Raw genomic sequence first — 20,516 nt, forward strand, 5'->3', positions numbered from 1 at the left:
GAACGATGGCCCCTATGACCTCCAGCTCCGAACACGCCCGCCTGCTGCGGCTGGCGACCCGTGCCTCGGTGGCGGTGGCGTGCATCCTGATCGTCGCCAAAGCCATCGCCTGGTGGCTGAGCGGCTCGGTGAGCATGCTCGCCGGGCTCACCGACTCGACTCTCGACGGCGTCACGTCATTGCTCAACCTGCTGGCGGTGCATTACGCCCTGCGCCCCGCCGACAATGATCATCGCTACGGGCACGGCAAGGCCGAGTCGTTGGCGGGCATGGCCCAGGCGTTGTTCATAGGCGGCAGTGCGGTACTGATTGCATTGCAGGCCATTGATCGGCTCAAACATCCCGAACCGGTCGGCGCGCCGTGGATCAGTATCGGCGTGATTGTGTTCTCCCTCGTCCTGACCCTGGCCTTGCTGATGCTGCAACATCGGGTGATCAAGGCCACGGGCTCCAACGCCGTGCGTGCCGACTCGCTGCACTACCGTTCGGACCTGCTGCTCAACGGCAGCATTCTGATCGCGCTGGTGTTGGCCGGGTTTGGACTGCATCAGGTCGACCCCTGGTTCGGTCTGGGAATCGCCGTCTACATTCTGTGGAGCGCGGTGCAGATCGCCCGGGAGAGCTTTGCGGTATTGATGGATGAAGAACTGCCGCCGGAGGTCAGTCAGCATATGTTGGAACTGGCGTGCAGCGTGCCTGGCGTGCTGGGTGCCCATGACCTGCGCACGCGCATCTCCGGCAACCAGTGGTTTGTGCAGTTGCATCTGGAGCTGCCGGGGGAACTGACGCTATCCGTTGCCCACGGCATCAGCGATCAGGCTGCCGCAGCCATTCACAGCGCCTACCCGCGAGCCGAAGTACTGGTGCACGCCGACCCGAAGGAAGTGGTGAAAGCCGCCCGGGATCAGTAGGTCACCTGATAACCGCGACTGCTCAGGCAGTTGCCCTGGGCCTGTCGGTAGACTTGCACCACCGACGGGTCTGGCTGGTAAGTGGCGGTTCGTGGATCGAAACCACTCTGCTGCACCGCGTATTGATAACACTCGTAACCATCCCGACTGACCTGCTCCGGCGATTGACCGTTGGCTGGATACGCCTCCACGTCATAACCATTACTGGCGGCTGGTGGTTGCGACTGCGGTTGACCAACCGGCGGCTCGACCACAACGTAGTCCTGAGTGCTTTCTTGATAGGCGTAATACGAACCGGCCGCGAGAAACAGCAATACCCCGCCGATCCACACTTGCTGGGCGTAATCGGGCAGGTATCTGACGCGAATCCCGCGTGGTGGCTCTACCACCTCATAACGCGGGCCCAGCGGGCGATACCAGTAGCCACCGGAATAGTAGTAATCCATGCCACGGTAAGGCACACGGTAGTTGCGCTCGGGGAAGCGGTCGATCACCTGGCCGGGGCGATACCTGGGGCCTGGCCCCCAGCCTTTACCATAGCCACTCGGGCGCCCCTGCCCGTGATTGTCATAGGACGGTGCGACTGTGTAGCCATTCCAGCGCTGGTTGTAATCGTTGCGACGCGGCTGATCCTGGTAGTAACCGCGCTGCGGCTGCTGGGTCTGGCGCACGGTGTCGGGCCGGGGCTGGATTGGCATGTCAGTGGCAGGCATCTGCGGCATGGGTAGCGGCGATCGCACCTGGCTGTTGAAATCCGGCGCTGGAAGGTTCTGCCTCTGGTCATTGCCCTGACGTTGATTCTGGCCGTTGTGATCGTACTGGCGATTGTCGTTGTTTTGCGCACGGGGCTGATTCTGCTGCTGGCCATTTTTCGGGTGCGGCTGGTTGCTGCCACCATGGCCCTGGTTATCGCCCTGATGCCCACCCTGGCCGTGTTGCCCGCCATCATGGCCACGGTTTTGCGGCTCATCGGCCATCGTTTGCGCGGTGACACTGACACACAGCAAACCAACGCCGGCCAAACGCCAGATGCGCGACTTCATGCTTTTCCTCATTGAGGGTTAGGGCCTGTACATAAGACTGGGAAAGCAGAGGTCGGTTCTGCGACAGGTTATCTGTCACGCAACTTATTTATTGAGGCCAGCGGGTCAAATTCCACGCAAGAAAAAGGGGAGACCCGTCGGCCTCCCCTTAGAGAACTTCGTCCTGGCTCGACACTTGTGGCGTCGGCTCACCTCACGCCGTCTTCTGGACAGTGTGTAGCTCGGGGGCCGGCACATCCCCGGTGGGGGTGGCGACCGCGGCGGGCCTGATTCGGCGAGCCGCACTGGACTGTTTGTCCGAGCAGTGATTCTGGTGATAAGAATAGGCCGGGAGCACCGGCAGGGGATTGCGAAGATTGCTGAATTAAACATCACTTGCGCAATTTTTAACCCCAGATACATAATCCTCCGCAATAGTTACGACAAAGGACCATTTGATGAGCAAGCTCGACCGTTATGACCTGAGTATTCTGGCGGAATTGCAGCGCGACGCACGCATTTCCAACCAGGAGCTGGCCGAGCGCATCGGCCTGTCGCCTTCGCCGTGCTCGCGGCGGGTCAAGCAACTGGAAGACGACGGCTACATTTCCCGCCAGGTCGCCCTGCTCGACCGCAAGATGCTCGGCCTGAGCCTGACCGCTTACGTGTTGATCGGCATGGACCGTCACACGCCGGAGCGTTTCGAGAATTTCGAAGCGGCCATCCGCACCCTGCCCCAAGTGCTCGAATGCAGCCTGGTGACCGGGATGGATGCCGACTATCAACTCAAGGTCGTAGTGCCGGACATGGATCACTACCAGAAACTGTTGCTGGGGCATCTGACGCGGATTGAAGGCGTGACCAGCGTGCGCTCGAGTTTTGTGCTGAATCAGGTTTTGAATAGCACCGAACTGCCTTTGACTCATCTGCGCAGTTGAGGACGCTTTCGCGAGCAGGCTCGCTCCCACAATGAATCTCCAGCGCATGTGAGATCCCTGTGGGAGCGAGCCTGCTCGCGAAGAGGCCGGCACAGGCGACGAATGACTGCGACACACCGACGCAGGTCAATACAGCGCGAACCCGCGCAGGCGTATACTCCCCGCGCCCTTTTAGCCACGCCCGCGCTGGAGATGTTCGATGGATCCTGCCGTTTTCGAAGAGTGGATGATGACCGGACTGGTCAGCATCCTGATCATTTTCATGGGTTTCATCGTCTGGGATCTGGCGAAGAAGTCCAAGGCCGGGCGCTTTGGCTCGTTCATTCTGTTCTTCGTACTGGGCCTGGGCGTGGCGGCGTTCGTGATCAAGAGTGTGGTGATCGGTTTGATCGAATCCGGCACGTTATAAGCGCGCCGGCACTTCCTTCCACTGGCCCTGATCGAGCCCTTCGATCGACCAGTCGCCGATTTTGACCCGCACCAGACGCAACGTCGGCAAGCCGACCGCCGCGGTCATGCGCCGTACCTGACGGTTACGCCCTTCGCGAATCACCAGTTCCAGCCAGCTGGTCGGCACGCTTTTGCGAAAGCGTACGGGCGGGTTGCGTGGCCACAGCTCAGGCTCGTCCAGTTGCCGCGCCTCGGCGGGCAAGGTCATGCCATCGTTCAACTCCACGCCATCGCGCAGACGCTGCAACTGCTCGGCACTCGGCTCGCCCTCGACCTGTACCCAATAGGTCTTGGCCAGCTTGTGTTTCGGGTCGGCGATCCGCGCCTGAAGCTGGCCGTCGTTGGTCAGCAATAACAAGCCTTCGCTGTCGCGGTCCAGCCGTCCGGCCGGATAGATTCCCGGTACATCGATGTAATCCTTGAGCGTCGCGCGCCCTTCGCCATCACTGAATTGCGTCAGCACATCGAACGGTTTGTTGAACAGGATCAGCTTCGGCTCAGACGGCGGTGCCTTGGCGACACGGCGCGGGGCTGAAGGAGAGGGTTTCGCGCCAGGGCGGCGGGAAACGGGGCGTTGAGGATGGGACATGGCGAAGTGAACATCTAACGATCAGGGCTGCTAATGCTAGTGCCCTGATCGCCAAATGACCATGACAACCGTTAGCGGAACGGCGGCTCGTCGAAGCTGCGTAGTTTGCGTGAGTGCAGCGAGTTGAGTTCGGTGCGCAACAGATCGACCGCCTCGATCCCGATCTTCAAGTGCTGGCTGACCGCGCGTTCATAGAAGGCGTTCGCCGAGCCCGGCAGCTTGATTTCGCTGTGCAGTGGCTTGTCCGAGACGCACAGCAACGTACCGTACGGCACCCGCAAACGATAACCCTGCGCGGCAATCGTGCCGCTTTCCATGTCCACCGCCACGGCGCGGGACAGGTTGATCAGCGGCCGTTCCTGCGCCCAGCGCAGCTCCCAGTTACGGTCGTCGTAGGTCAGCACGGTGCCGGTACGCAGGCGTTTCTTCAGTTCGTCGCCCTTCTCGCCGGTGACGTTGGCCGCCGCCTGCTGAAGCGCGAGCTGCACTTCGGCCAACGCCGGAATCGGAATGTTCGGCGGCACTACCCGGTCGAGAATCCCGTCGCGACGCATGTAGGCGTGGGCCAGCACGTAATCGCCAATGGTCTGCGACTGGCGCAGGCCGCCGCAGTGACCGATCATCAGCCAGCAATGCGGGCGCAGCACGGCCAGGTGGTCGGTGATGTTCTTGGCGTTGGACGGGCCGACACCGATGTTGACCAGGGTCACACCGTGGCCGTCACTGGCGATCAGGTGATAGGCCGGCATCTGGTAGCGGTGCCAGACCACCCCGGCGGCAATCGCCGAGGCTTCGCCGTGATCCATGCTCTTTTCGATGATCACGTTGCCCGGCAGGACCATGCGCACAAAACGCGGATCGCTGCGCAATTGTTCCAGACCATGGACGATGAACTGGTCGACGTAGCGGTGATAGTTGGTCAGCAGGATCCACGGCTGCACATGACGCCAGTCGCTGCCGGTGTAATGCACCAGTCGGCGCAGGGAGAAATCCACCCGCGCGGCATCGAACAGCGCCAGGGGCAGCGGATCGGTGTTTTCCCAATCGTACAAACCGTCGGCAATACCGTCGGTCGCCGCCGACAGGTCGGTACTCGGGAACACTCGCGCCAGCACAGCGGCGGTGACGCCGGAACCTCCCAGCTCATCGCCCTGCTCGACCACATACGGATACGGGATGTTCTGCTGACTGACACCGACTTCGACGGTCACGGTGAAGTCGTGCATCAGCGGAACGAGCTGTTCCAGCAGGTATTTACGGAAAGCCGATGGATGGGTGACGGTGACGCTGTAGGTGCCCGGCAGCTGGACTTTGGCGTAGGCTCGGGTGGTCTGCGGGACTTCGCCCTGGCAGTGGTAGGTCAGTCGCAGTTCGGGATAACGGAATAACGATCGCTGTTCGGCATCAGGCTCAACGCGATCCTTGAGGTAACGCTTGAGCGCCTGACTCAGCGCGGTGGTTGCACGATTGTGCAAGTGTGCAAGCCGGTCCACGGCTTGCTCGGCGGTTTGAACGACAATAAAAGCTTCGGTCACGATCAGCATCCTGTGTTCTGACTTGCAGACCTTCATCTTGCCTGCATCGTCGCTTCACGGGAACAGTGGCGTTGACTGTGTACAGAGAACAACTGTGGGAGCGAGCTTGCTCGCGATAGCGGCCTATCAGTCAACATCACTGTTGAATGTTAATCCGTCATCGCGAGCAAGCTCGCTCCCACAGAGGTTTGCGGTGCCGGGTCAGTCGTGATCAGAAGCCTTGTGGAGTCGAGCGAGCGACAATGGCTTCCACATCCAGACCGCGTGGCAATGCGCCATACACTCGGCCGCCACCATCCAGACGACTTGCAATAAACGCATCACTGACCACCGCATTCCCTGCTTCCAGCAACAACTTCGCCTGCAACCCCAGCGCGATGTCTTCAGTCAGTTGGCGGGCACGGTACTGAATGTCGCTGGTGTCCTTGAAGGCCGCCTGCATCTGGCTGATGTGCGCCGCCAGGCGCTTGTCGCCATGGCCATCGCCCAACTCGCTGAACAGCGCATCGAGCACACCCGGCTCTTTCGACAGGGCACGCAGCACGTCGAGGCACTGCACGTTGCCGGAGCCTTCCCAGGTCGAATTCACCGGCGCTTCACGGTAGAGGCGCGGCAGGATGCTGTCTTCGACATAACCCGCACCACCCATGCATTCGGCCGCTTCGTTGATCATGGCCGGCGCCCGCTTGCAGATCCAGTACTTGCCCACCGCCGTCACCAGCCGGGCGAACTTGGCTTCCTGCGAATCGTCCAGATGATCCAGGGCCCGGCCCATGCGCAGGCTCAAGGCCAGGGCGGCTTCGCTTTCCAGCGCCAGATCCGCCAGCACGTTCTGCATCAACGGCTGTTCGCTGAGCAGCTTGCCGCCAACCGAACGGTGAGCGCAGTGATGGCTGGCCTGGGTCAGCGCCTGACGCATCAGCGAACTGGAACCGACCATGCAATCGAAGCGGGTCATGGCGACCATCTCGATGATCGTCGGAACGCCACGGCCCTCTTCACCGACCATCCACGCCAGTGCGCCACGGAACTCCACTTCGCTGGAAGCGTTGGAGCAATTGCCGAGCTTGTTCTTCAGGCGCTGGATATAGAACTGATTGCGCGTGTCGTCCGGACGATGGCGCGGCAGCAGGAAACAGGTCAGGCCCTTGTCGGTCTGCGCCAGGGTCAGGAAGGCGTCGCACATCGGTGCCGAGCAAAACCACTTGTGCCCCACCAGTTCATAGGCCTGGCCCGGACCGCTGGCACCGACCGGATACGCCTTGGTGGTATTGGCCCGCACATCGGTGCCGCCCTGCTTCTCGGTCATGGCCATGCCGATGGTGACCCCGGCCTTGTGGGCCATGCCGACGTTGCGCGGGTCGTATTCGGTGGCGAGGATTTTCGGCAGCCACTTTTCCGCCAGGTCCGGTTGCAGACGCATGGCCGGAACGCTGGCGAAGGTCATGGTCAGCGGGCAGCCGCTGCCGGCCTCGGCCTGGCTGTGTAAGTAAGTCATGGCGGCACGGGCCACATGGGCGCCGTCCTGCGGGTGCGCCCAGGGCAGCGAGGTCAGGCCGTGCTCGACCGCCGTACGCATCAATTGGTGATAGGCCGGATGAAATTCCACCAGGTCGATGCGATGTCCAAACCGGTCATGGCTGTTGAACACCGGCTTGTTCTGATTGGCGAGGAACCCGGCTTCCATCAACGGGCCACCGGCCAGCGCGCCATAGGCGTCGATCCGCGATTCGGCCCAACCGGCCCCGAACCGCCGCGACCATTCCTGCAACGGCAAGTCGATGCGGTACAGGTTGGCGCCGTCCAGTGACGGTGGCTGGTTGGTGACTTCATGGGTTTCGGCGAACTGATGCAGGTTCATGACAGGGCTCCTTTGGTCGGCCAAGGGACTTCAGTTAAGCACCGCCCCCCGGCTGAAAAAAGTGTCATATACGCCTAACTGTCGGCGCTTTCGCCCTATTGCGAGCAGAGCACGCGGCGGTAGAGCGCAGCCTGCAAGTCTTCGAATTTCACCGGTTTGCTCAAGTGATCAATCACCGCGCCGATCGAGCAGCGCTCACGGTCACCGCCCAGAGCGATCATGAACAGCGGCAGTTCGGTATAACCCGGCAACGCGCGGATCTGGCAGCACACCGACTCACCGTCCTGCAGCGGCAACTGACAATCGACCAGCACTGCGTCAAACACTTCGCGCTGCAAGAGATCGAGCGCAACGTAGGCGCTATCGGCCGTACGCACGCGGAACCCCAGCTTGAGCAACATACCGCGCATCACCAACTGGCTGATGCTGTTGTCATCCACCAACAGCACCGCACAATCCTGAGGCAAGCGCAGGCGCGGAAAATCCCCGGTCATCAACGGCGTCACCGGACGTTCGGCCACCGCCAGCCCAACTTCCACATCCAGCTGAAACCGGCTGCCGCGTCCTGGCTCGGTGCGATGCGTCAGGCGTCCACCCAGCAACTCGATCAACTGTCGGCAAATCGCCAGACCAACACCCAGGCCACCGTATTCACGGGTCATCGAGCCATCGAGCTGGAAGAACCGTTGATACATCGTGGCCTCCCCCAAATCGGTGAAACCAATACCCGTGTCGATCACCGCAAAGGTCAACGCCAGCCGGTCGGGCTCAATGGCCTTGCCGGTCACCCGCAAGGCCAGGCCGCCGATCCGGGTGAACTTGATGGCGTTATCCAGCAGACATTCCAGGCACTGCGCGATCTTGACGTTGTCGCCGTGCAAACGATCCGGCACACCTGGCGCGACATCGACCTTGAAGTCCAGTGACTTGCCCGATGCGTTGCCCTCGAACTGCGTGCGCAGTGCCTCGACCATACCGCGCAAACTGAAGGTGTCGGCCGAGGCCTTGAGTTTTCCGGCCTGCAATTCGGTAAGGGTGAGGATGCCGTTGACCATGCGCATCATGTCCCGCGCCGATCCCGAAGCCGTTTGCTGATACTGCTCGAGCTCCGGGTCCATCTCGACCGTCTGCATCAGCTCCAGCGAACCGATCACCCCGTTCATGGGCGTGCGCAGTTCGTGGGTCAGGGTGGCAAGGAATTCGTCCTTGAGCTTGTTGCTGCGAGCCAGTTGCTGGTTGAGGACTTCAAGCTTCTGACTGGCGTCGAACAGCGTTTGCGCCTGCTGCTCGCGCATGTCGTTGATGCGGTCGGCCAGCGCCAGGGACAGCAAGGCCACTTCGATGGCCGAGCCGATCTGGCTGGAATACATGGTCAGGAACACGTTCGGCAGGTAGCCCAGCACCATCAGCGTATTGACGATGCCGCCGAGCAAAAACGCCGACCAGGCGATGATGAAATACCGCGCCACGCGCAGGCCCCGCAGCCAGGCAAAGATCCCGGCGGCAAAAATCACCACAGTGAATGCCAGCGCCAGGGCCGTGGCCAGGCGCAAGGCCAGGGCGTAGCTGGTCATCAATGACAGGCCGACCACCAGCGCACCGAAGGCAACCAGCGCCAGCAACAAGCGGTCGAGCCAGCGACTGTGGGTAGAAATCTGCAAGAAACTGCGGGCGAACTGACTGCCGAACAGTCCCGCACAGCCGATGAAAAACGGCGTCGCAGCATTGGCCCACCACGGACTGTCCGGCCAGAAATACTGCACGGCCGCACCGTTTACCGACAGCTGATACAAACCGAACGAGGCGATATAGAAGATGTAGTAGAGGTAACTGGTGTCACGCACGCTGAGGTAGATGAACAGGTTGTAGACCAGCATCCCCAGCAGCACGCCATAGATCAGCCCCAGTACGTAGAGGCGCAAGGGCTGCTCTTCGAGGTAGGCGGTGCTCGACCACAAGGTGACCGGTGCCTGGATCGAGCCTTCGCTTTGCAATCGCAGGAATACGGTTTCGGCCTGGTCAGGTTTGAACGTCAGGTCGAACAAATAGCTGTTCTGATGAATCTCGCGGCTTGCGAACGGCAAGGCATCGCCGGTCTGCCTGACCAACTGATAGTTGCCGGCTGCATCGGGCAAATAGAGATCGAGATGATCGAGGGGTGGATAGGCCAGTTCCAGCAGCCAGGTCCGTTGCGCCGCCGGATTGACCGGACGGTAATGCAGGTCGATTTTCAGCCAGAACACTGAACGCGAGTACCCGGCGTTGAGCGTGTCTTTGTGGTGCGGCTTGAAGTTGCCGGCCGTCGCTTGTGCACGGATATCCGCGATGGTTGCCTGACCACCTGCGTCCTCATAGACCTGCAGGGTACGGCCCAAGGGGAGGCTTTGAGTGGACTCATCGAACTCGACGGCGTTTGCCAGGAGGGGCAAACACAACAGCAACATCAGCAAATAGTGCATTGAAGCCCCAGCGTGGCCTGTCCGGTTCTGTCAGGAAGCCCCCCATTCCTTTTGAGCAGACGTAAAACCGGTATCACCTGTTATTGGTTTGGATCCACTTTAGCATAGCTGTTGATAGCCATTAAACACCATTGAAATTTTTCCTGAAAAGGCTCTAGAACGGGCGTTCCAGCGATATCAATGAACGATTATCAATGGCAGGGAAATCACTGTGGCGAGGGGACCCGTCCCCTCGCCACAATGTATCGATCAACTGCACTGCCACAACACCCGCAAAACAGGTTTGGTGGTAAGCTCGCGCACCATGAATATCTACAGCTCTCGCCCCGTTGTCCTCTGTCTCTCCGGCCACGACCCAAGTGGTGGCGCCGGCTTGCAGGCAGATATCGAAGCCCTGCTCGCTCAGGGTTGCCATGCGGCTCCGGCCGTCACCGCGCTGACCGTGCAAGACACCGTCAATGTCACTGACTTCCGCGTCCTCGACCGTGAGTGGGTACTGGCCCAGGCCAATGCCGTGCTCAACGACTCCGAAGTCGCTGCGGTCAAACTGGGCATGCTCGGTTCCCTGGAAATGGTCGACACCGTGGTCGAACTGCTTTCGGCGCACCCGCATTTGCCAGTGGTCTGCGACCCGGTGCTGCGCGCCGGCGGCGGCGGACGCCTGGGCAAGGACGAAGTCGGCTATGCCATGCGCGAACGCCTGCTGCCTTTGTCGATCATTGCGACCCCCAACCTTCCCGAAGCCCGTATCCTCGCCGAACTGCCAGAAGGCACCGCGGACGAGTGCGCTGAAAAACTCTTGCCGTTCGTCAAACACCTGCTGATCACCGGCGGCCATGGCGACGAAACCGAAATCCACAATCGCCTGTACAGCCGCGACGGCTTGCGCGAAACCTTTACCTGCCAGCGCTTGCCGGGCAGCTATCACGGTTCCGGCTGCACCCTGGCCAGTGCGCTGGCCGGTCGTCTGGCCCAAGGCGAAAACCTCGCCAGTGCCGTACAGACCGCGCTTAACTACACATGGCGGACCCTGCGTGATGCCGAGCAGCTGGGCAAAGGCCAGTTTGTGCCGCGCCGTTTGCCACTGGATTTCTGTTCGTAACTTCTATTTGTAATGCGGTGAGGCTTGTCCGATGAAACTACGTGGCCTGTACGCCATTACCGACAGCCATTTGCTGGACGGTAAGTTGCTCAAGTACGTGGAGGCGGCGCTGGAAGGCGGCGTCACCTTGCTGCAATACCGCGACAAGAGCAGCAACGAGGCCCGCCGCCTGCGTGAGGCCGAAGCCTTGCGCGAGCTGTGCGAACGCTACAAGACGCAGTTGATCATCAACGACGACGCCGAGTTGGCGGCACGCCTGAACGTGGGCGTACACCTGGGCCAGACCGACGGCCCGCTGACTCCGGCCCGAGCACTGCTCGGGCGTCAGGCGATCATCGGTTCGACCTGCCACGCGCAGCTCGAACTGGCCGAACAGGCCGCCAAGGAAGGTGCCAGCTATGTCGCCTTCGGCCGCTTCTTCAATTCGAACACCAAGCCCGGCGCACCGACCTGTAGCCTCGACCTGCTCGACCAGGCCCGCAAGCAATTGCACCTGCCGATCTGCGCGATCGGCGGCATCACCCTGGATAACGCCGCTCCGCTGGTGGCCCATGGCGTCGATCTGCTGGCAGTAGTGCATGGCCTGTTTGGCGCCGAGAGCACGGCTGAGGTAACCCGCCGCGCCCGCGCCTTCAATGAATTGTTTTCTATTTAAGCTTTAAATCTGATTTGAGAGCCCGATCATGTCTCGTTCCGAAACGTTGTTTGCCAATGCCCAGAAACACATTCCCGGTGGCGTGAACTCGCCGGTTCGCGCGTTCAAGAGCGTCGGCGGCACGCCGTTGTTCTTCAAGCACGCCGAAGGCGCCTACGTCACCGACGAGGACGACAAGCGTTATGTGGATTACGTCGGTTCCTGGGGCCCGATGATCCTCGGCCACAGCCACCCGGACGTGCTGGACGCGGTGCGCAAGCAGCTTGAGCACGGCCTGTCCTACGGTGCCCCGACCGAGATGGAAACCCAGATGGCCGATCTGGTCTGCTCGCTGGTGCCGTCGATGGAAATGGTGCGCATGGTCAGCTCCGGCACCGAAGCGACCATGAGCGCTATCCGCCTGGCCCGTGGCTTCACCGGCCGCGACAGCATCATCAAGTTCGAAGGCTGCTACCACGGTCACTCCGACAGCCTGCTGGTCAAGGCCGGTTCCGGCGCACTGACCCAGGGCGTACCGAGTTCGGCCGGTGTTCCGGCGGCATTCGCCAAACACACCCTGACCCTGCCGTTCAACGACATCGACGCGGTAGAAACCATGCTCGCCGAAGTCGGCCAGGACGTGGCCTGCATCATCGTCGAGCCAGTGGCCGGCAACATGAACTGCGTGCCGCCGGCACCGGGTTTCCTCGAAGGCCTGCGGACCCTGTGCGACAAGCACGGCGTGGTGCTGATTTTCGACGAAGTGATGACCGGCTTCCGTGTCGCCCTCGGCGGCGCCCAGGCGTACTACGGCGTGACACCGGACCTGACCACCTTCGGCAAGATCATCGGTGGCGGCATGCCGGTCGGCTGCTTCGGTGGCAAGCGCGAAATCATGCAGCGCATCGCCCCGCTGGGCCCGGTCTACCAGGCCGGTACGCTGTCCGGTAACCCGCTGGCGATGGCCGCCGGCCTGACTACCCTGCGCCTGATCAGCCGCCCGGGCTTCCACGCCGAGCTGACCGACTACACCACTCGCCTGCTCGACGGTCTGCAACAGCGCGCCGATGCGGCCGGCATTCCGTTCGTGACCACCCAGGCCGGCGGCATGTTCGGCCTGTACTTCAGCGGTGCCGACGACATCGTTACTTTTGATGACGTCATGGCCAGCGACGCAGCCCTGTTCGGCCGCTTCTTCCACCTGATGCTCGAAGGTGGCGTGTACCTGGCACCGAGCGCATTCGAAGCCGGTTTCACTTCAATCGCCCACGGCGAAGCTGAACTGAAGCTGACCCTGGACGCCGCCGAGCGCGCCTTCGCGGCCTTGAAGTAACGCTCAAACGCTGACGTTGGCCCTTGCCAGCGTCAGCTTTCGCCTGCATCCCCGCGTTTTTTCCTACTCATCTGCTAATAATCCCCCGCAAAGTGGGCGATAAATTTCCCGCGCAGCAGAAAAACGAGTAAAGACTTTGTAAGGTTGGCCCTGCTTATTTCATAATGCGCGCTTATTGGATCCCTCGATGGGTCCGCGCGCCCTTCAGAGGTAAGTCGATTCCCATGAACCGCACCGGCCGCACCCTTGCACTGGGCTGCCTGTTGCTTCTTCAGCCCCTGCTCGCGCACGCACAAGCAGGCGGCAACTCGTTGTTAATCCCAGCGATGGGTCGCTGCACCCTCAATACCCAGCCGCAAGACCTGGAACAGGCGCTCGCCGCCTGCCAGAAAGCGTCGGAAGAAGGGGATGCGCAAGCGCAATACGAGTTGGGTGAGTTCTACTACGAAGGCAAAAACACGCCGCGCGACCTCAATCAAGCCCTGAGTTATTTCGAAAAGGCCTCGCTGCAAGGCCACGCCCAGGCACAATTCAAACTCGGCACCATGTTCTTCCACGGCGAAGGCGTGCCAGCCAATAACGTTCAGGCGTACATCCTGCTGAAGATGGCGGCGGTCAATGGCGCCGAAGATGCCCTGGACACCGCCGACGAAGTCACCGAAAAAATGCCCCGCGAAGAACTGGAGCTTGCTACCCAGGTGCTCGGGCAAATCTTCCGTAAATATTTGATGGAATTGCAGAGCGCTGACGGGCGCACGCCGTTTTCGCCATTGCCCTGAGCACTGCTGACTGCGAGGTGGCTTACTTCTCAGGCATCGGCATCGGAAACGGCATGACATTGCCGACCGCGCCACGGGCTTCGCTGATTTTCGGTGTTCCCATACGCTCGACTTCGTCGATACGCACGATCGAATGCATCGGCACAAAACTGCGCACCACGCCTTCGAACTGAGCCTTGAGTTTTTCTTCGCTCGGATCGACGACCACTTGCGTGCGCTCGCCAAAGACGAACTCTTCCACTTCCAGAAAGCCCCACAGATCACTTTGATAGATCTGCTTGGCGTACATTTCGAACACCTGGCCCTGGTTGAGGAAAATCACCTTGTAGATTGGAGCTTCACGTTTGGTCATGGCAGGCGAAACACATCGGGGGATAAAAATGAGGGCGCGAACTATAGCATAGCCATTGGACGCGCAGCGGTAGGAACCTGGGTACATGTTCCCTATAATGCGCGGTTCTTTGAATCACGTGATGACTCTTTCCATGGCCAAGAAGCTTTACATCGAAACCCACGGTTGCCAGATGAACGAGTACGACAGCTCGCGCATGGTCGATCTGCTGGGCGAACATCAGGCCCTGGAAGTCACCGCCCGCGCTGAAGACGCCGACGTGATCCTGCTCAACACCTGTTCGATCCGCGAGCGTGCACAGGACCGTGTCTACTCCCAGCTCGGTCGCTGGCGCGAACTGAAGCTGGCCAACCCGGACATGGTGATCGCCGTCGGCGGTTGCGTGGCCAGCCAGGAAGGCGCGGCCATCCGTGATCGCGCGCCGTACGTCGACGTGGTCTTCGGCCCGCAGACCCTGCACCGCCTGCCGGAAATGATCGACGCCGCGCGCATCAGCAAGCTGCCGCAAGTCGACGTCTCGTTCCCGGAAATCGAAAAATTCGACCATTTGCCCGAGCCCCGCATTGACGGCCCGAGCGCTTACGTGTCGGTGATGGAAGGTTGCAGCAAGTACTGCACCTTCTGCGTGGTGCCCTACACCCGTGGCGAAGAGGTCAGCCGGCCGTTCGACGACGTGCTTGCCGAGATCATTCACCTGGCTGAAAACGGCGTGCGCGAAGTGACGCTGCTGGGGCAGAACGTCAACGGCTATCGCGGCCTCACCCATGACGGGCGCCTGGCTGACCTGGCCGAGCTGATCCGCGTGGTCGCCGCGGTCGATGGCATCGACCGCATCCGTTACACCACGTCGCATCCGCTGGAGTTCTCCGACAGCCTGATCCAGGCCCACGCCGACGTGCCGGAGCTGGTCAAGCACCTGCACTTGCCGGTGCAATCAGGCTCGGACCGCATCCTCGCGGCGATGAAGCGCAACCACACCGCGCTTGAATACAAATCCAAGCTGCGCAAGTTGCGTGCCGCGGTGCCAGGGATCTGCATCAGCTCGGACTTCATCGTCGGTTTCCCGGGCGAGACCGAAAAAGACTTCGAACAGACCATGAAGCTGATTGCCGACGTGGGTTTCGACTTTTCCTACTCGTTCGTCTACAGCCAGCGTCCGGGCACACCGGCCGCCGATCTGGCCGATGACACCCCGGAAGAACTGAAGAAAGAACGCCTGAATGCCCTGCAACATCGCTTGAATCAGCAAGGTTTCGAGATCAGCCGACAAATGGTCGGTTCGATCCAGCGGATCCTTGTGACCGATTACTCGAAAAAGGACCCGGGCGAGCTGCAAGGCCGGACCGAGAATAATCGTATCGTCAACTTCCGCTGCGACAATCCGACCCTGATCGGCCAGTTCGCGGATGTGCACATCGATGCAGCACAACCGCACTCGTTGCGGGGTTCGTTGATCCAGTAACACCGAAGATCCCTGTGGGAGCGGGCTTGCTCGCGAATGCGGTCTGTCAGCTACATTATTGTCGACTGACACACCCTCTTCGCGAGCAAGCCCGCTCCCACAGGGACAGCGCCAGGCCAGTGAATCAACTTGGTCTGTATAAGAGCTTTCGCGCCCTGCCCACTGGCGCTATCCTTGATTCATCACTATTGCCCCAGGGCGGCTAAATACGACCTTGAACGCACCCATAGAACCACATCGTTTTATCCTCGAGCCTTTTGAAGCTCGTCGCTTCGCCAATCTGTGCGGGCAATTCGACGAGCACCTGCGCTTGATCGAACAGCGCCTGACCATCGAGATCCGCAATCGCGGAAACCAGTTCGAGCTGATCGGCGAACCCAAACACACCACCTCCGCGGAAAACCTCCTGCGCCGCCTGTACCGGGAAACCAAGGGTACCGAGCTGTCGCCGGACATGGTGCACCTGTTCCTGCAGGAATCGGCCGTAGAGCAGCTGGACAATCACTCCCCCGCCGAACCGTCCGTGGCCCTGCGCACCAAGAAAGGCATGATTCGCCCCCGTGGCTTGAATCAGCTGCGCTACGTGAAGGAAATCCTCGGTAACGACATCAACTTCGGCATCGGCCCGGCCGGTACCGGCAAGACCTACCTGGCTGTGGCCTGCGCGGTAGATGCACTGGAGCGCGAGCAGATTCGCCGCATCCTGCTGGTGCGTCCGGCAGTCGAAGCGGGTGAAAAACTCGGCTTCCTGCCCGGCGACCTGTCGCAAAAAATCGACCCGTACCTGCGCCCGCTCTACGACGCGCTCTACGAAATGCTCGGCTTCGAATACGTTGCCAAGCTGATCGAGCGCCAGGTAATCGAAGTCGCACCCCTGGCCTACATGCGCGGCCGTACGCTGAACAACAGCTTCATCATTCTCGACGAAAGCCAGAACACCACGGTCGAGCAAATGAAGATGTTCCTGACCCGGATCGGCTTCGGCTCCACGGCCGTCATCACCGGGGACATCACCCAGGTCGACCTGCCACGCGGCACCAAGTCCGGCCTGCACCACGTGATTGAAGTGCTCAAGGATGTGCCGGGGATCAGCTTCACCCATTTCCAGCCCAAGGACGTCGTGCGCCATCCATTGGTGCAGCGCATCGTCGAAGCCTACGAGCGCTTCGAAACCAAAGCGGCCGATGATGCCGCCGCCAAGGATAGCCGCCGCGATGCTTGAGCTTGACCTGCAAATCGCCACCGAAGCCTGCGCCCCCAGCGAAGCCGAGTTCCGCCAGTGGTGCGAACTGGCTTTGCGCCAGCGCACCGCCGACTCGGAGATGACCATTCGTCTGGTCGACGAAGCTGAAGGACGCGAGCTGAACCACACCTGGCGGCAAAAGGATTACGCAACTAACGTCTTGTCATTCCCGGCCGACGTGCCGGATGAGTTCCTCGACATCCCGCTGCTGGGCGATCTGGTGATCTGCGTGGCCGTGGTCGAGCGCGAAGCCGCTGAACAGGGCAAGGAGCTCAAGGCCCATTGGGCACACCTGGTGATTCACGGCTGCTTGCATCTGCTTGGTTACGACCATATTGATGACGAGGAAGCCGAAGAAATGGAAGCACTGGAACGAACGTTGCTTGCAGAGTTGGGCTTTCCCGATCCGTACGCGGACGACGAAGCAGATGTATCCCCTACCGAAACAACAAAGGATTCAGAGTAATCGCTATGAGCGAAGATCGATCGAGCAACGGGCAGAAGTCATGGCTGGGTAAGCTCACCCAGGCTTTTGCCCACGAGCCGAAAAACCGCCAGGAGCTGCTGGAGCTGCTGCGCGATGCACACCAGAACAAACTGCTGGACAGCGAAGCGCTGGCCATCGTCGAAGGCGCCATCCAGGTGGCTGACTTGCAGGTCCGGGACATCATGGTCCCGCGCTCGCAGATGGTCAGCATCAAGGCGACCCAGACACCCCGCGAGTTCCTGCCCGCCGTGGTCGACTCGGCCCACTCCCGCTACCCGGTGATCGGCGAAAGCCACGATGACGTGATGGGCGTGTTGCTGGCCAAGGACTTGCTGCCGCTGATCCTCAAGGAGAACGGCGACAACTTCAATATCAAGGACCTGCTGCGCCCGGCCACCTTCGTGCCGGAGTCCAAGCGCCTTAACGTGCTGCTGCGCGAATTTCGCGCCAACCACAATCACATGGCCATCGTCATTGACGAGTACGGTGGCGTGGCCGGCTTGGTGACCATCGAAGACGTGCTGGAACAGATCGTCGGCGACATCGAAGACGAACACGACGTCGAAGAAGACAGCTACATCAAGCCGCTGCCCAGCGGTGATTTCCTGATCAAGGCCCTGACGCCGATCGAGAACTTCAACGAGTTCTTCGACAGCGAATTCTCCGACGATGAGTTCGACACCGTCGGCGGCCTGGTGATGAGCGCGTTCGGGCATTTGCCAAAACGCAACGAAATCACTGAAATCGGCCCGTACCGTTTCCGCATCCTGAACGCCGACAGCCGTCGGATTCACTTGCTTCGCCTGACGCCCATTGCTCGCTAAGGATTGAAATGCGCTGGACAACCCGCCCCGGCTGGCCCGGTAACCTGCTGGCCGTGGCGGCCGGTGCAATCACCACACTGGCCCTGGCGCCGTTCGATATCTGGCCACTGGCACTGCTCGCCGTAGGCCTGTTCTATGCCGGTCTGCGCGAACTGAGCCCACGTCAGGCATTGGGTCGCGGCTGGTGTTTCGGTTTCGGCCTGTTCGGTGCCGGCACCAGCTGGATCTACTACAGCATTCACCACTTTGGTGGCGCTTCGGTATTGCTGGCCGGTTTCCTGATGCTGCTCTTCACGGCGGCGATTGCCTGGTTCTTTGCCCTGCCCGCCTGGATCTGGGCGCGCTGGCTGCGTCGCAATGAGGCGCCGCTGGCCGACGCCCTGGCCTTCGCGGCGCTGTGGGTCGGCCAGGAAGCCTTCCGCGGCTGGTTCCTGACAGGCTTCCCGTGGCTGTATTCCGGTTATAGCCAGCTCGACGGCCCGCTGGCCGGGCTCGCCCCCATCGGCGGGATGTGGCTGATTTCCTTCACCCTGGCCCTGACAGCTGCGTTGATCTACAACGGCTTGCGCCTGGTTCGCACGGGGCGCAAAGGTTTCATCGCTGCCGGTGCATTGCTGCTGGTCGGTCCATGGCTGGTCGGCATGGCCCTCAAACATCATGCCTGGACCAGCCCTTCAGGCCCGCCACTGAGTGTCGCCGCCATTCAGGGCAACATCGAACAAAGCATGAAATGGGACCCGACGCAGCTCAACGCGCAACTGGCGTTGTACCGCGACATGAGTTTCAGCTCCAGGCGCGTCGATCTTCTCATCTGGCCGGAAACGGCGATCCCGGTGCTCAAGGAGTCCGCCGAGGGCTACTTGAACATGATGGGCAACTTCGCGGCCGAGCGTAAATCGGCGTTGATTACCGGTGTCCCGGTCCGCATGGAGGTCCGCCACGAGAAGCGTTTCTTCAACGGCATCACCGTTGTCGGCGAAGGCGACGGCACTTACCTCAAGCAAAAACTGGTGCCGTTTGGGGAATATGTTCCGCTGCAGGATGTGCTGCGCGGGCTGATCGCCTTCTTCGACCTGCCAATGTCGGACTTCGCTCGCGGACCGGCTGACCAACCGCTGCTGCAGGCCAAGGGTTATCAGATCGCTCCGTACATCTGTTATGAAGTGGTTTACCCGGAATTCGCCGCCAGCCTCGCCGCCCGCAGCGACCTGTTGCTGACCATCAGCAACGACACCTGGTTCGGCACCTCCATCGGCCCGCTGCAACACCTGCAGATGGCGCAGATGCGTGCGCTGGAGGCCGGCCGCTGGATGATCCGCGCCACCAACAACGGCGTGTCCGGCCTGATCAACCCGTTCGGTCAGATTACCGATCAGATCCCGCAGTTCGAACGCGGCATCCTGTATGGCGAAGTGGTGCCGATGCACAACCTCACGCCGTACCTGGAATGGCGTTCGTGGCCATTGCTCATTCTCTGCATGTTGTTGTTTGGCTGGGCGCTGATTGCGAGCCGGATGGCCAAGACTGTTTAAAAGCTTCGTCGGATCGCCGCCCGGAGCAAGCCCGCTCCCACACTGGATCTAAGTCGGTCACAGTATTTGTGTACGACGCCGATCAAATGTGGGAGCGGGCTTGCTCCGGGCGGCGATCCGACGAAGGCGGCATCACAGGCACCTCATCAATCAGCGCCGACATCACTTCAGTAGAACAACGAATAACCGACCTGCCCCACCGCCTCGTTCATCAACTGCCCGTTCTGCCAGATCGCCTTGAACTCCGGCATCCAGCCACCCAGTGGCAGCCCATTGTCGCCGCCCAGAAACCCTACTGGCGCCGGCACCACCTCAAACCCGGCCTTGCGAAAACTCCAGACCGCTCGTTGCATATGCCAGGCATGAGTCACGAGCACCACACGCTTGATGCCCTGTGGCAGCAATACCTCGGCGCTGAACTGCGCATTTTCCCAGGTCGTGCGGCTGCGCCCTTCCTGCCAGCGCACGCTCACGCCAAAATCGTCACGCAAGGAGTCAGCCATCATCTGCGCTTCGCTTGGCGGAGTGCCGTAATGCAGGCCGCCGCTGGTCAATACCGGCAGGCCGGAAGCCTTGGCCAGCCGCGCGGTAAAGCGCTGGCGTTCCAGACCTATACCCGTGGGCTGGTCGGCTCCCCAGGCCGCATCACCACGCTCGCGCCCCGAGCCGAGGACCACGATCGCGTCCGCGCGCTGCCCCAGGATTGCCCATTCATCGCGGGCCAGCGGTGGCTCCCGCTCGAGCAGGCCGGCACTCCACTGCACCACCACCGGCAGGCTCATCAGCCAAAGGCCACCCAGCCCCAGTGCAAAGCACGCACCGGCAAGCCTTGGCCTTGAGCGGCGCCACCACCAGGCGAGCAAAAGCAGCAGCAATAGAATGCCGGGTGGCAAAAGAAGTTGTTTCACGAAATAACGAAAAGGCATCGAGCATCTCCCGGAGATGCCCGAAGCCTAAGTGGGTTGGCGCAATGCGACAATCAATACAGGAGGACTATGCTTCA

Annotated in this window: 19 protein-coding genes; 12 read left to right on the top strand and 7 right to left on the bottom strand. The window is 61.0% G+C overall.

All coding sequences use genetic code 11. The annotated features are described in order from the left end of the window. Nucleotides 1–14: 14 nt before the first annotated feature. Nucleotides 15–911 carry a cation diffusion facilitator family transporter gene (locus tag KGB28_RS29880; protein ID WP_223449056.1) on the top strand — a complete coding sequence of 299 codons (897 nt, stop codon included), beginning with the start codon at nt 15–17 and terminating at the stop codon, nt 909–911. On the opposite strand, the gene KGB28_RS29885 is transcribed toward KGB28_RS29880, so the two are convergent. After that, on the bottom strand, nt 905–1,954 hold the full coding sequence (locus KGB28_RS29885; RefSeq protein ID WP_223449057.1) for a DUF6515 family protein: 1,050 nt from the start codon (nt 1,952–1,954) through the stop codon (nt 905–907). The genes KGB28_RS29880 and KGB28_RS29885 overlap by 7 nt on opposite strands. A gap of 437 nt (nt 1,955–2,391) precedes the next feature. On the opposite strand from KGB28_RS29885, the gene KGB28_RS29890 reads away from it, so the two are divergent. Both KGB28_RS29890 and KGB28_RS29895 read left to right on the top strand, forming a co-directional pair. Further along, nucleotides 2,392–2,871 (top strand): Lrp/AsnC family transcriptional regulator, encoded by a 480-nt coding sequence (locus tag KGB28_RS29890; RefSeq protein WP_007937367.1) that lies wholly within the window; start codon nt 2,392–2,394, stop codon nt 2,869–2,871. A 199-nt stretch (nt 2,872–3,070) separates the two neighbouring features. Continuing rightward, on the top strand, nt 3,071–3,280 hold the full coding sequence (locus KGB28_RS29895) for a DUF2788 domain-containing protein (RefSeq protein WP_007937369.1): 210 nt from the start codon (nt 3,071–3,073) through the stop codon (nt 3,278–3,280). Here KGB28_RS29895 and KGB28_RS29900 read toward each other — a convergent pair. The 4 genes from KGB28_RS29900 to KGB28_RS29915 all read right to left on the bottom strand — a co-directional run bounded on the left by KGB28_RS29900 (nt 3,275) and on the right by KGB28_RS29915 (nt 9,765). Further along, nucleotides 3,275–3,910: a pseudouridine synthase gene (locus tag KGB28_RS29900; RefSeq protein WP_223449058.1), complete on the bottom strand. Its 636-nt coding sequence runs from the start codon at nt 3,908–3,910 to the stop codon at nt 3,275–3,277. The genes KGB28_RS29895 and KGB28_RS29900 overlap by 6 nt on opposite strands. A 71-nt stretch (nt 3,911–3,981) precedes the next feature. After that, on the bottom strand, nt 3,982–5,481 hold the full coding sequence (gene amn / locus KGB28_RS29905; RefSeq protein ID WP_223449059.1) for an AMP nucleosidase: 1,500 nt from the start codon (nt 5,479–5,481) through the stop codon (nt 3,982–3,984). 175 nt (nt 5,482–5,656) lie between these two features. Next, nucleotides 5,657–7,306, bottom strand: a complete 1,650-nt coding sequence (locus KGB28_RS29910) for an acyl-CoA dehydrogenase family protein (RefSeq protein ID WP_223449060.1) — start codon at nt 7,304–7,306, stop codon at nt 5,657–5,659. Between the two features lie 95 nt (nt 7,307–7,401). Continuing rightward, nucleotides 7,402–9,765 (bottom strand): hybrid sensor histidine kinase/response regulator, encoded by a 2,364-nt coding sequence (locus tag KGB28_RS29915; protein WP_223449061.1) that lies wholly within the window; start codon nt 9,763–9,765, stop codon nt 7,402–7,404. 304 nt (nt 9,766–10,069) lie between these two features. On the opposite strand from KGB28_RS29915, the gene KGB28_RS29920 reads away from it, so the two are divergent. The 4 genes from KGB28_RS29920 (at nt 10,070) to KGB28_RS29935 (ending at nt 13,613) form a co-directional block, all read left to right on the top strand. After that, nucleotides 10,070–10,867 (top strand): hydroxymethylpyrimidine/phosphomethylpyrimidine kinase, encoded by a 798-nt coding sequence (locus tag KGB28_RS29920; RefSeq protein ID WP_057713171.1) that lies wholly within the window; start codon nt 10,070–10,072, stop codon nt 10,865–10,867. 31 nt (nt 10,868–10,898) lie between these two features. Beyond that, nucleotides 10,899–11,522, top strand: a complete 624-nt coding sequence (thiE, locus tag KGB28_RS29925; protein WP_223449062.1) for a thiamine phosphate synthase — start codon at nt 10,899–10,901, stop codon at nt 11,520–11,522. A 28-nt stretch (nt 11,523–11,550) separates the two neighbouring features. Then, nucleotides 11,551–12,834, top strand: a complete 1,284-nt coding sequence (hemL, locus tag KGB28_RS29930) for a glutamate-1-semialdehyde 2,1-aminomutase (RefSeq protein ID WP_056728829.1) — start codon at nt 11,551–11,553, stop codon at nt 12,832–12,834. Nucleotides 12,835–13,058: 224 nt separating this feature from the next. Further along, nucleotides 13,059–13,613: a tetratricopeptide repeat protein gene (locus KGB28_RS29935; protein ID WP_223449063.1), complete on the top strand. Its 555-nt coding sequence runs from the start codon at nt 13,059–13,061 to the stop codon at nt 13,611–13,613. A 22-nt stretch (nt 13,614–13,635) separates the two neighbouring features. Here KGB28_RS29935 and KGB28_RS29940 read toward each other — a convergent pair whose 3' ends face one another. After that, nucleotides 13,636–13,965 (bottom strand): DUF1820 family protein, encoded by a 330-nt coding sequence (locus tag KGB28_RS29940; RefSeq protein WP_008052403.1) that lies wholly within the window; start codon nt 13,963–13,965, stop codon nt 13,636–13,638. A 133-nt stretch (nt 13,966–14,098) separates the two neighbouring features. Here KGB28_RS29940 and miaB point away from each other — a divergent pair, with 133 nt between their 5' ends. The 5 genes from miaB to lnt all read left to right on the top strand — a co-directional run bounded on the left by miaB (nt 14,099) and on the right by lnt (nt 19,513). Beyond that, a complete protein-coding gene (gene miaB / locus KGB28_RS29945) occupies nt 14,099–15,427 on the top strand; it encodes a tRNA (N6-isopentenyl adenosine(37)-C2)-methylthiotransferase MiaB (RefSeq protein ID WP_191629429.1) in 1,329 nt (442 codons plus the stop codon). A gap of 214 nt (nt 15,428–15,641) precedes the next feature. After that, the gene (locus KGB28_RS29950) at nt 15,642–16,649 is read left to right on the top strand and encodes a PhoH family protein (protein ID WP_008022966.1); all 1,008 of its coding nucleotides are present in this window, start codon (nt 15,642–15,644) and stop codon (nt 16,647–16,649) included. After that, nucleotides 16,642–17,136, top strand: a complete 495-nt coding sequence (gene ybeY, locus KGB28_RS29955; protein ID WP_151214177.1) for an rRNA maturation RNase YbeY — start codon at nt 16,642–16,644, stop codon at nt 17,134–17,136. Before KGB28_RS29950 ends, ybeY begins: the two co-directional genes overlap by 8 nt. Nucleotides 17,137–17,141: 5 nt before the next feature. Beyond that, a complete protein-coding gene (locus KGB28_RS29960; RefSeq protein WP_008022962.1) occupies nt 17,142–17,981 on the top strand; it encodes an HlyC/CorC family transporter in 840 nt (279 codons plus the stop codon). 8 nt (nt 17,982–17,989) lie between these two features. Continuing rightward, complete coding sequence (gene lnt, locus KGB28_RS29965) at nt 17,990–19,513, top strand: apolipoprotein N-acyltransferase (protein WP_151214178.1); 1,524 nt, start codon at nt 17,990–17,992, stop codon at nt 19,511–19,513. Between the two features lie 167 nt (nt 19,514–19,680). Here the strand turns inward: lnt and KGB28_RS29970 are convergent, their stop codons facing one another. After that, nucleotides 19,681–20,439, bottom strand: a complete 759-nt coding sequence (locus tag KGB28_RS29970; protein ID WP_223449064.1) for a YdcF family protein — start codon at nt 20,437–20,439, stop codon at nt 19,681–19,683. Nucleotides 20,440–20,516 lie beyond the last annotated feature (77 nt).

The sequence above is a fragment of the Pseudomonas sp. BF-R-19 genome (genome assembly GCF_019956445.1).
GTDB lineage: Bacteria > Pseudomonadota > Gammaproteobacteria > Pseudomonadales > Pseudomonadaceae > Aquipseudomonas > Aquipseudomonas fluorescens_BH.

What these genes read in the sequence shown, in the direction of transcription:
- KGB28_RS29960 (WP_008022962.1), top strand. Translation starts at nt 17,142, where the DNA reads ATGAGCGAAGATCGATCGAGCAACGGGCAGAAGTCATGGCTGGGTAAG.
- KGB28_RS29880 (WP_223449056.1), top strand. Translation starts at nt 15, where the DNA reads ATGACCTCCAGCTCCGAACACGCCCGCCTGCTGCGGCTGGCGACCCGT.
- KGB28_RS29920 (WP_057713171.1), top strand. Translation starts at nt 10,070, where the DNA reads ATGAATATCTACAGCTCTCGCCCCGTTGTCCTCTGTCTCTCCGGCCAC.
- KGB28_RS29910 (WP_223449060.1), bottom strand. Translation starts at nt 7,306, where the DNA reads ATGAACCTGCATCAGTTCGCCGAAACCCATGAAGTCACCAACCAGCCA.
- amn (WP_223449059.1), bottom strand. Translation starts at nt 5,481, where the DNA reads ATGAAGGTCTGCAAGTCAGAACACAGGATGCTGATCGTGACCGAAGCT.
- KGB28_RS29970 (WP_223449064.1), bottom strand. Translation starts at nt 20,439, where the DNA reads ATGCCTTTTCGTTATTTCGTGAAACAACTTCTTTTGCCACCCGGCATT.
- KGB28_RS29890 (WP_007937367.1), top strand. Translation starts at nt 2,392, where the DNA reads ATGAGCAAGCTCGACCGTTATGACCTGAGTATTCTGGCGGAATTGCAG.
- hemL (WP_056728829.1), top strand. Translation starts at nt 11,551, where the DNA reads ATGTCTCGTTCCGAAACGTTGTTTGCCAATGCCCAGAAACACATTCCC.
- KGB28_RS29900 (WP_223449058.1), bottom strand. Translation starts at nt 3,910, where the DNA reads ATGTCCCATCCTCAACGCCCCGTTTCCCGCCGCCCTGGCGCGAAACCC.
- ybeY (WP_151214177.1), top strand. Translation starts at nt 16,642, where the DNA reads ATGCTTGAGCTTGACCTGCAAATCGCCACCGAAGCCTGCGCCCCCAGC.
- KGB28_RS29885 (WP_223449057.1), bottom strand. Translation starts at nt 1,954, where the DNA reads ATGAAGTCGCGCATCTGGCGTTTGGCCGGCGTTGGTTTGCTGTGTGTC.
- miaB (WP_191629429.1), top strand. Translation starts at nt 14,099, where the DNA reads ATGGCCAAGAAGCTTTACATCGAAACCCACGGTTGCCAGATGAACGAG.
- KGB28_RS29940 (WP_008052403.1), bottom strand. Translation starts at nt 13,965, where the DNA reads ATGACCAAACGTGAAGCTCCAATCTACAAGGTGATTTTCCTCAACCAG.
- thiE (WP_223449062.1), top strand. Translation starts at nt 10,899, where the DNA reads ATGAAACTACGTGGCCTGTACGCCATTACCGACAGCCATTTGCTGGAC.
- KGB28_RS29935 (WP_223449063.1), top strand. Translation starts at nt 13,059, where the DNA reads ATGAACCGCACCGGCCGCACCCTTGCACTGGGCTGCCTGTTGCTTCTT.
- KGB28_RS29915 (WP_223449061.1), bottom strand. Translation starts at nt 9,765, where the DNA reads ATGCACTATTTGCTGATGTTGCTGTTGTGTTTGCCCCTCCTGGCAAAC.
- lnt (WP_151214178.1), top strand. Translation starts at nt 17,990, where the DNA reads ATGCGCTGGACAACCCGCCCCGGCTGGCCCGGTAACCTGCTGGCCGTG.
- KGB28_RS29895 (WP_007937369.1), top strand. Translation starts at nt 3,071, where the DNA reads ATGGATCCTGCCGTTTTCGAAGAGTGGATGATGACCGGACTGGTCAGC.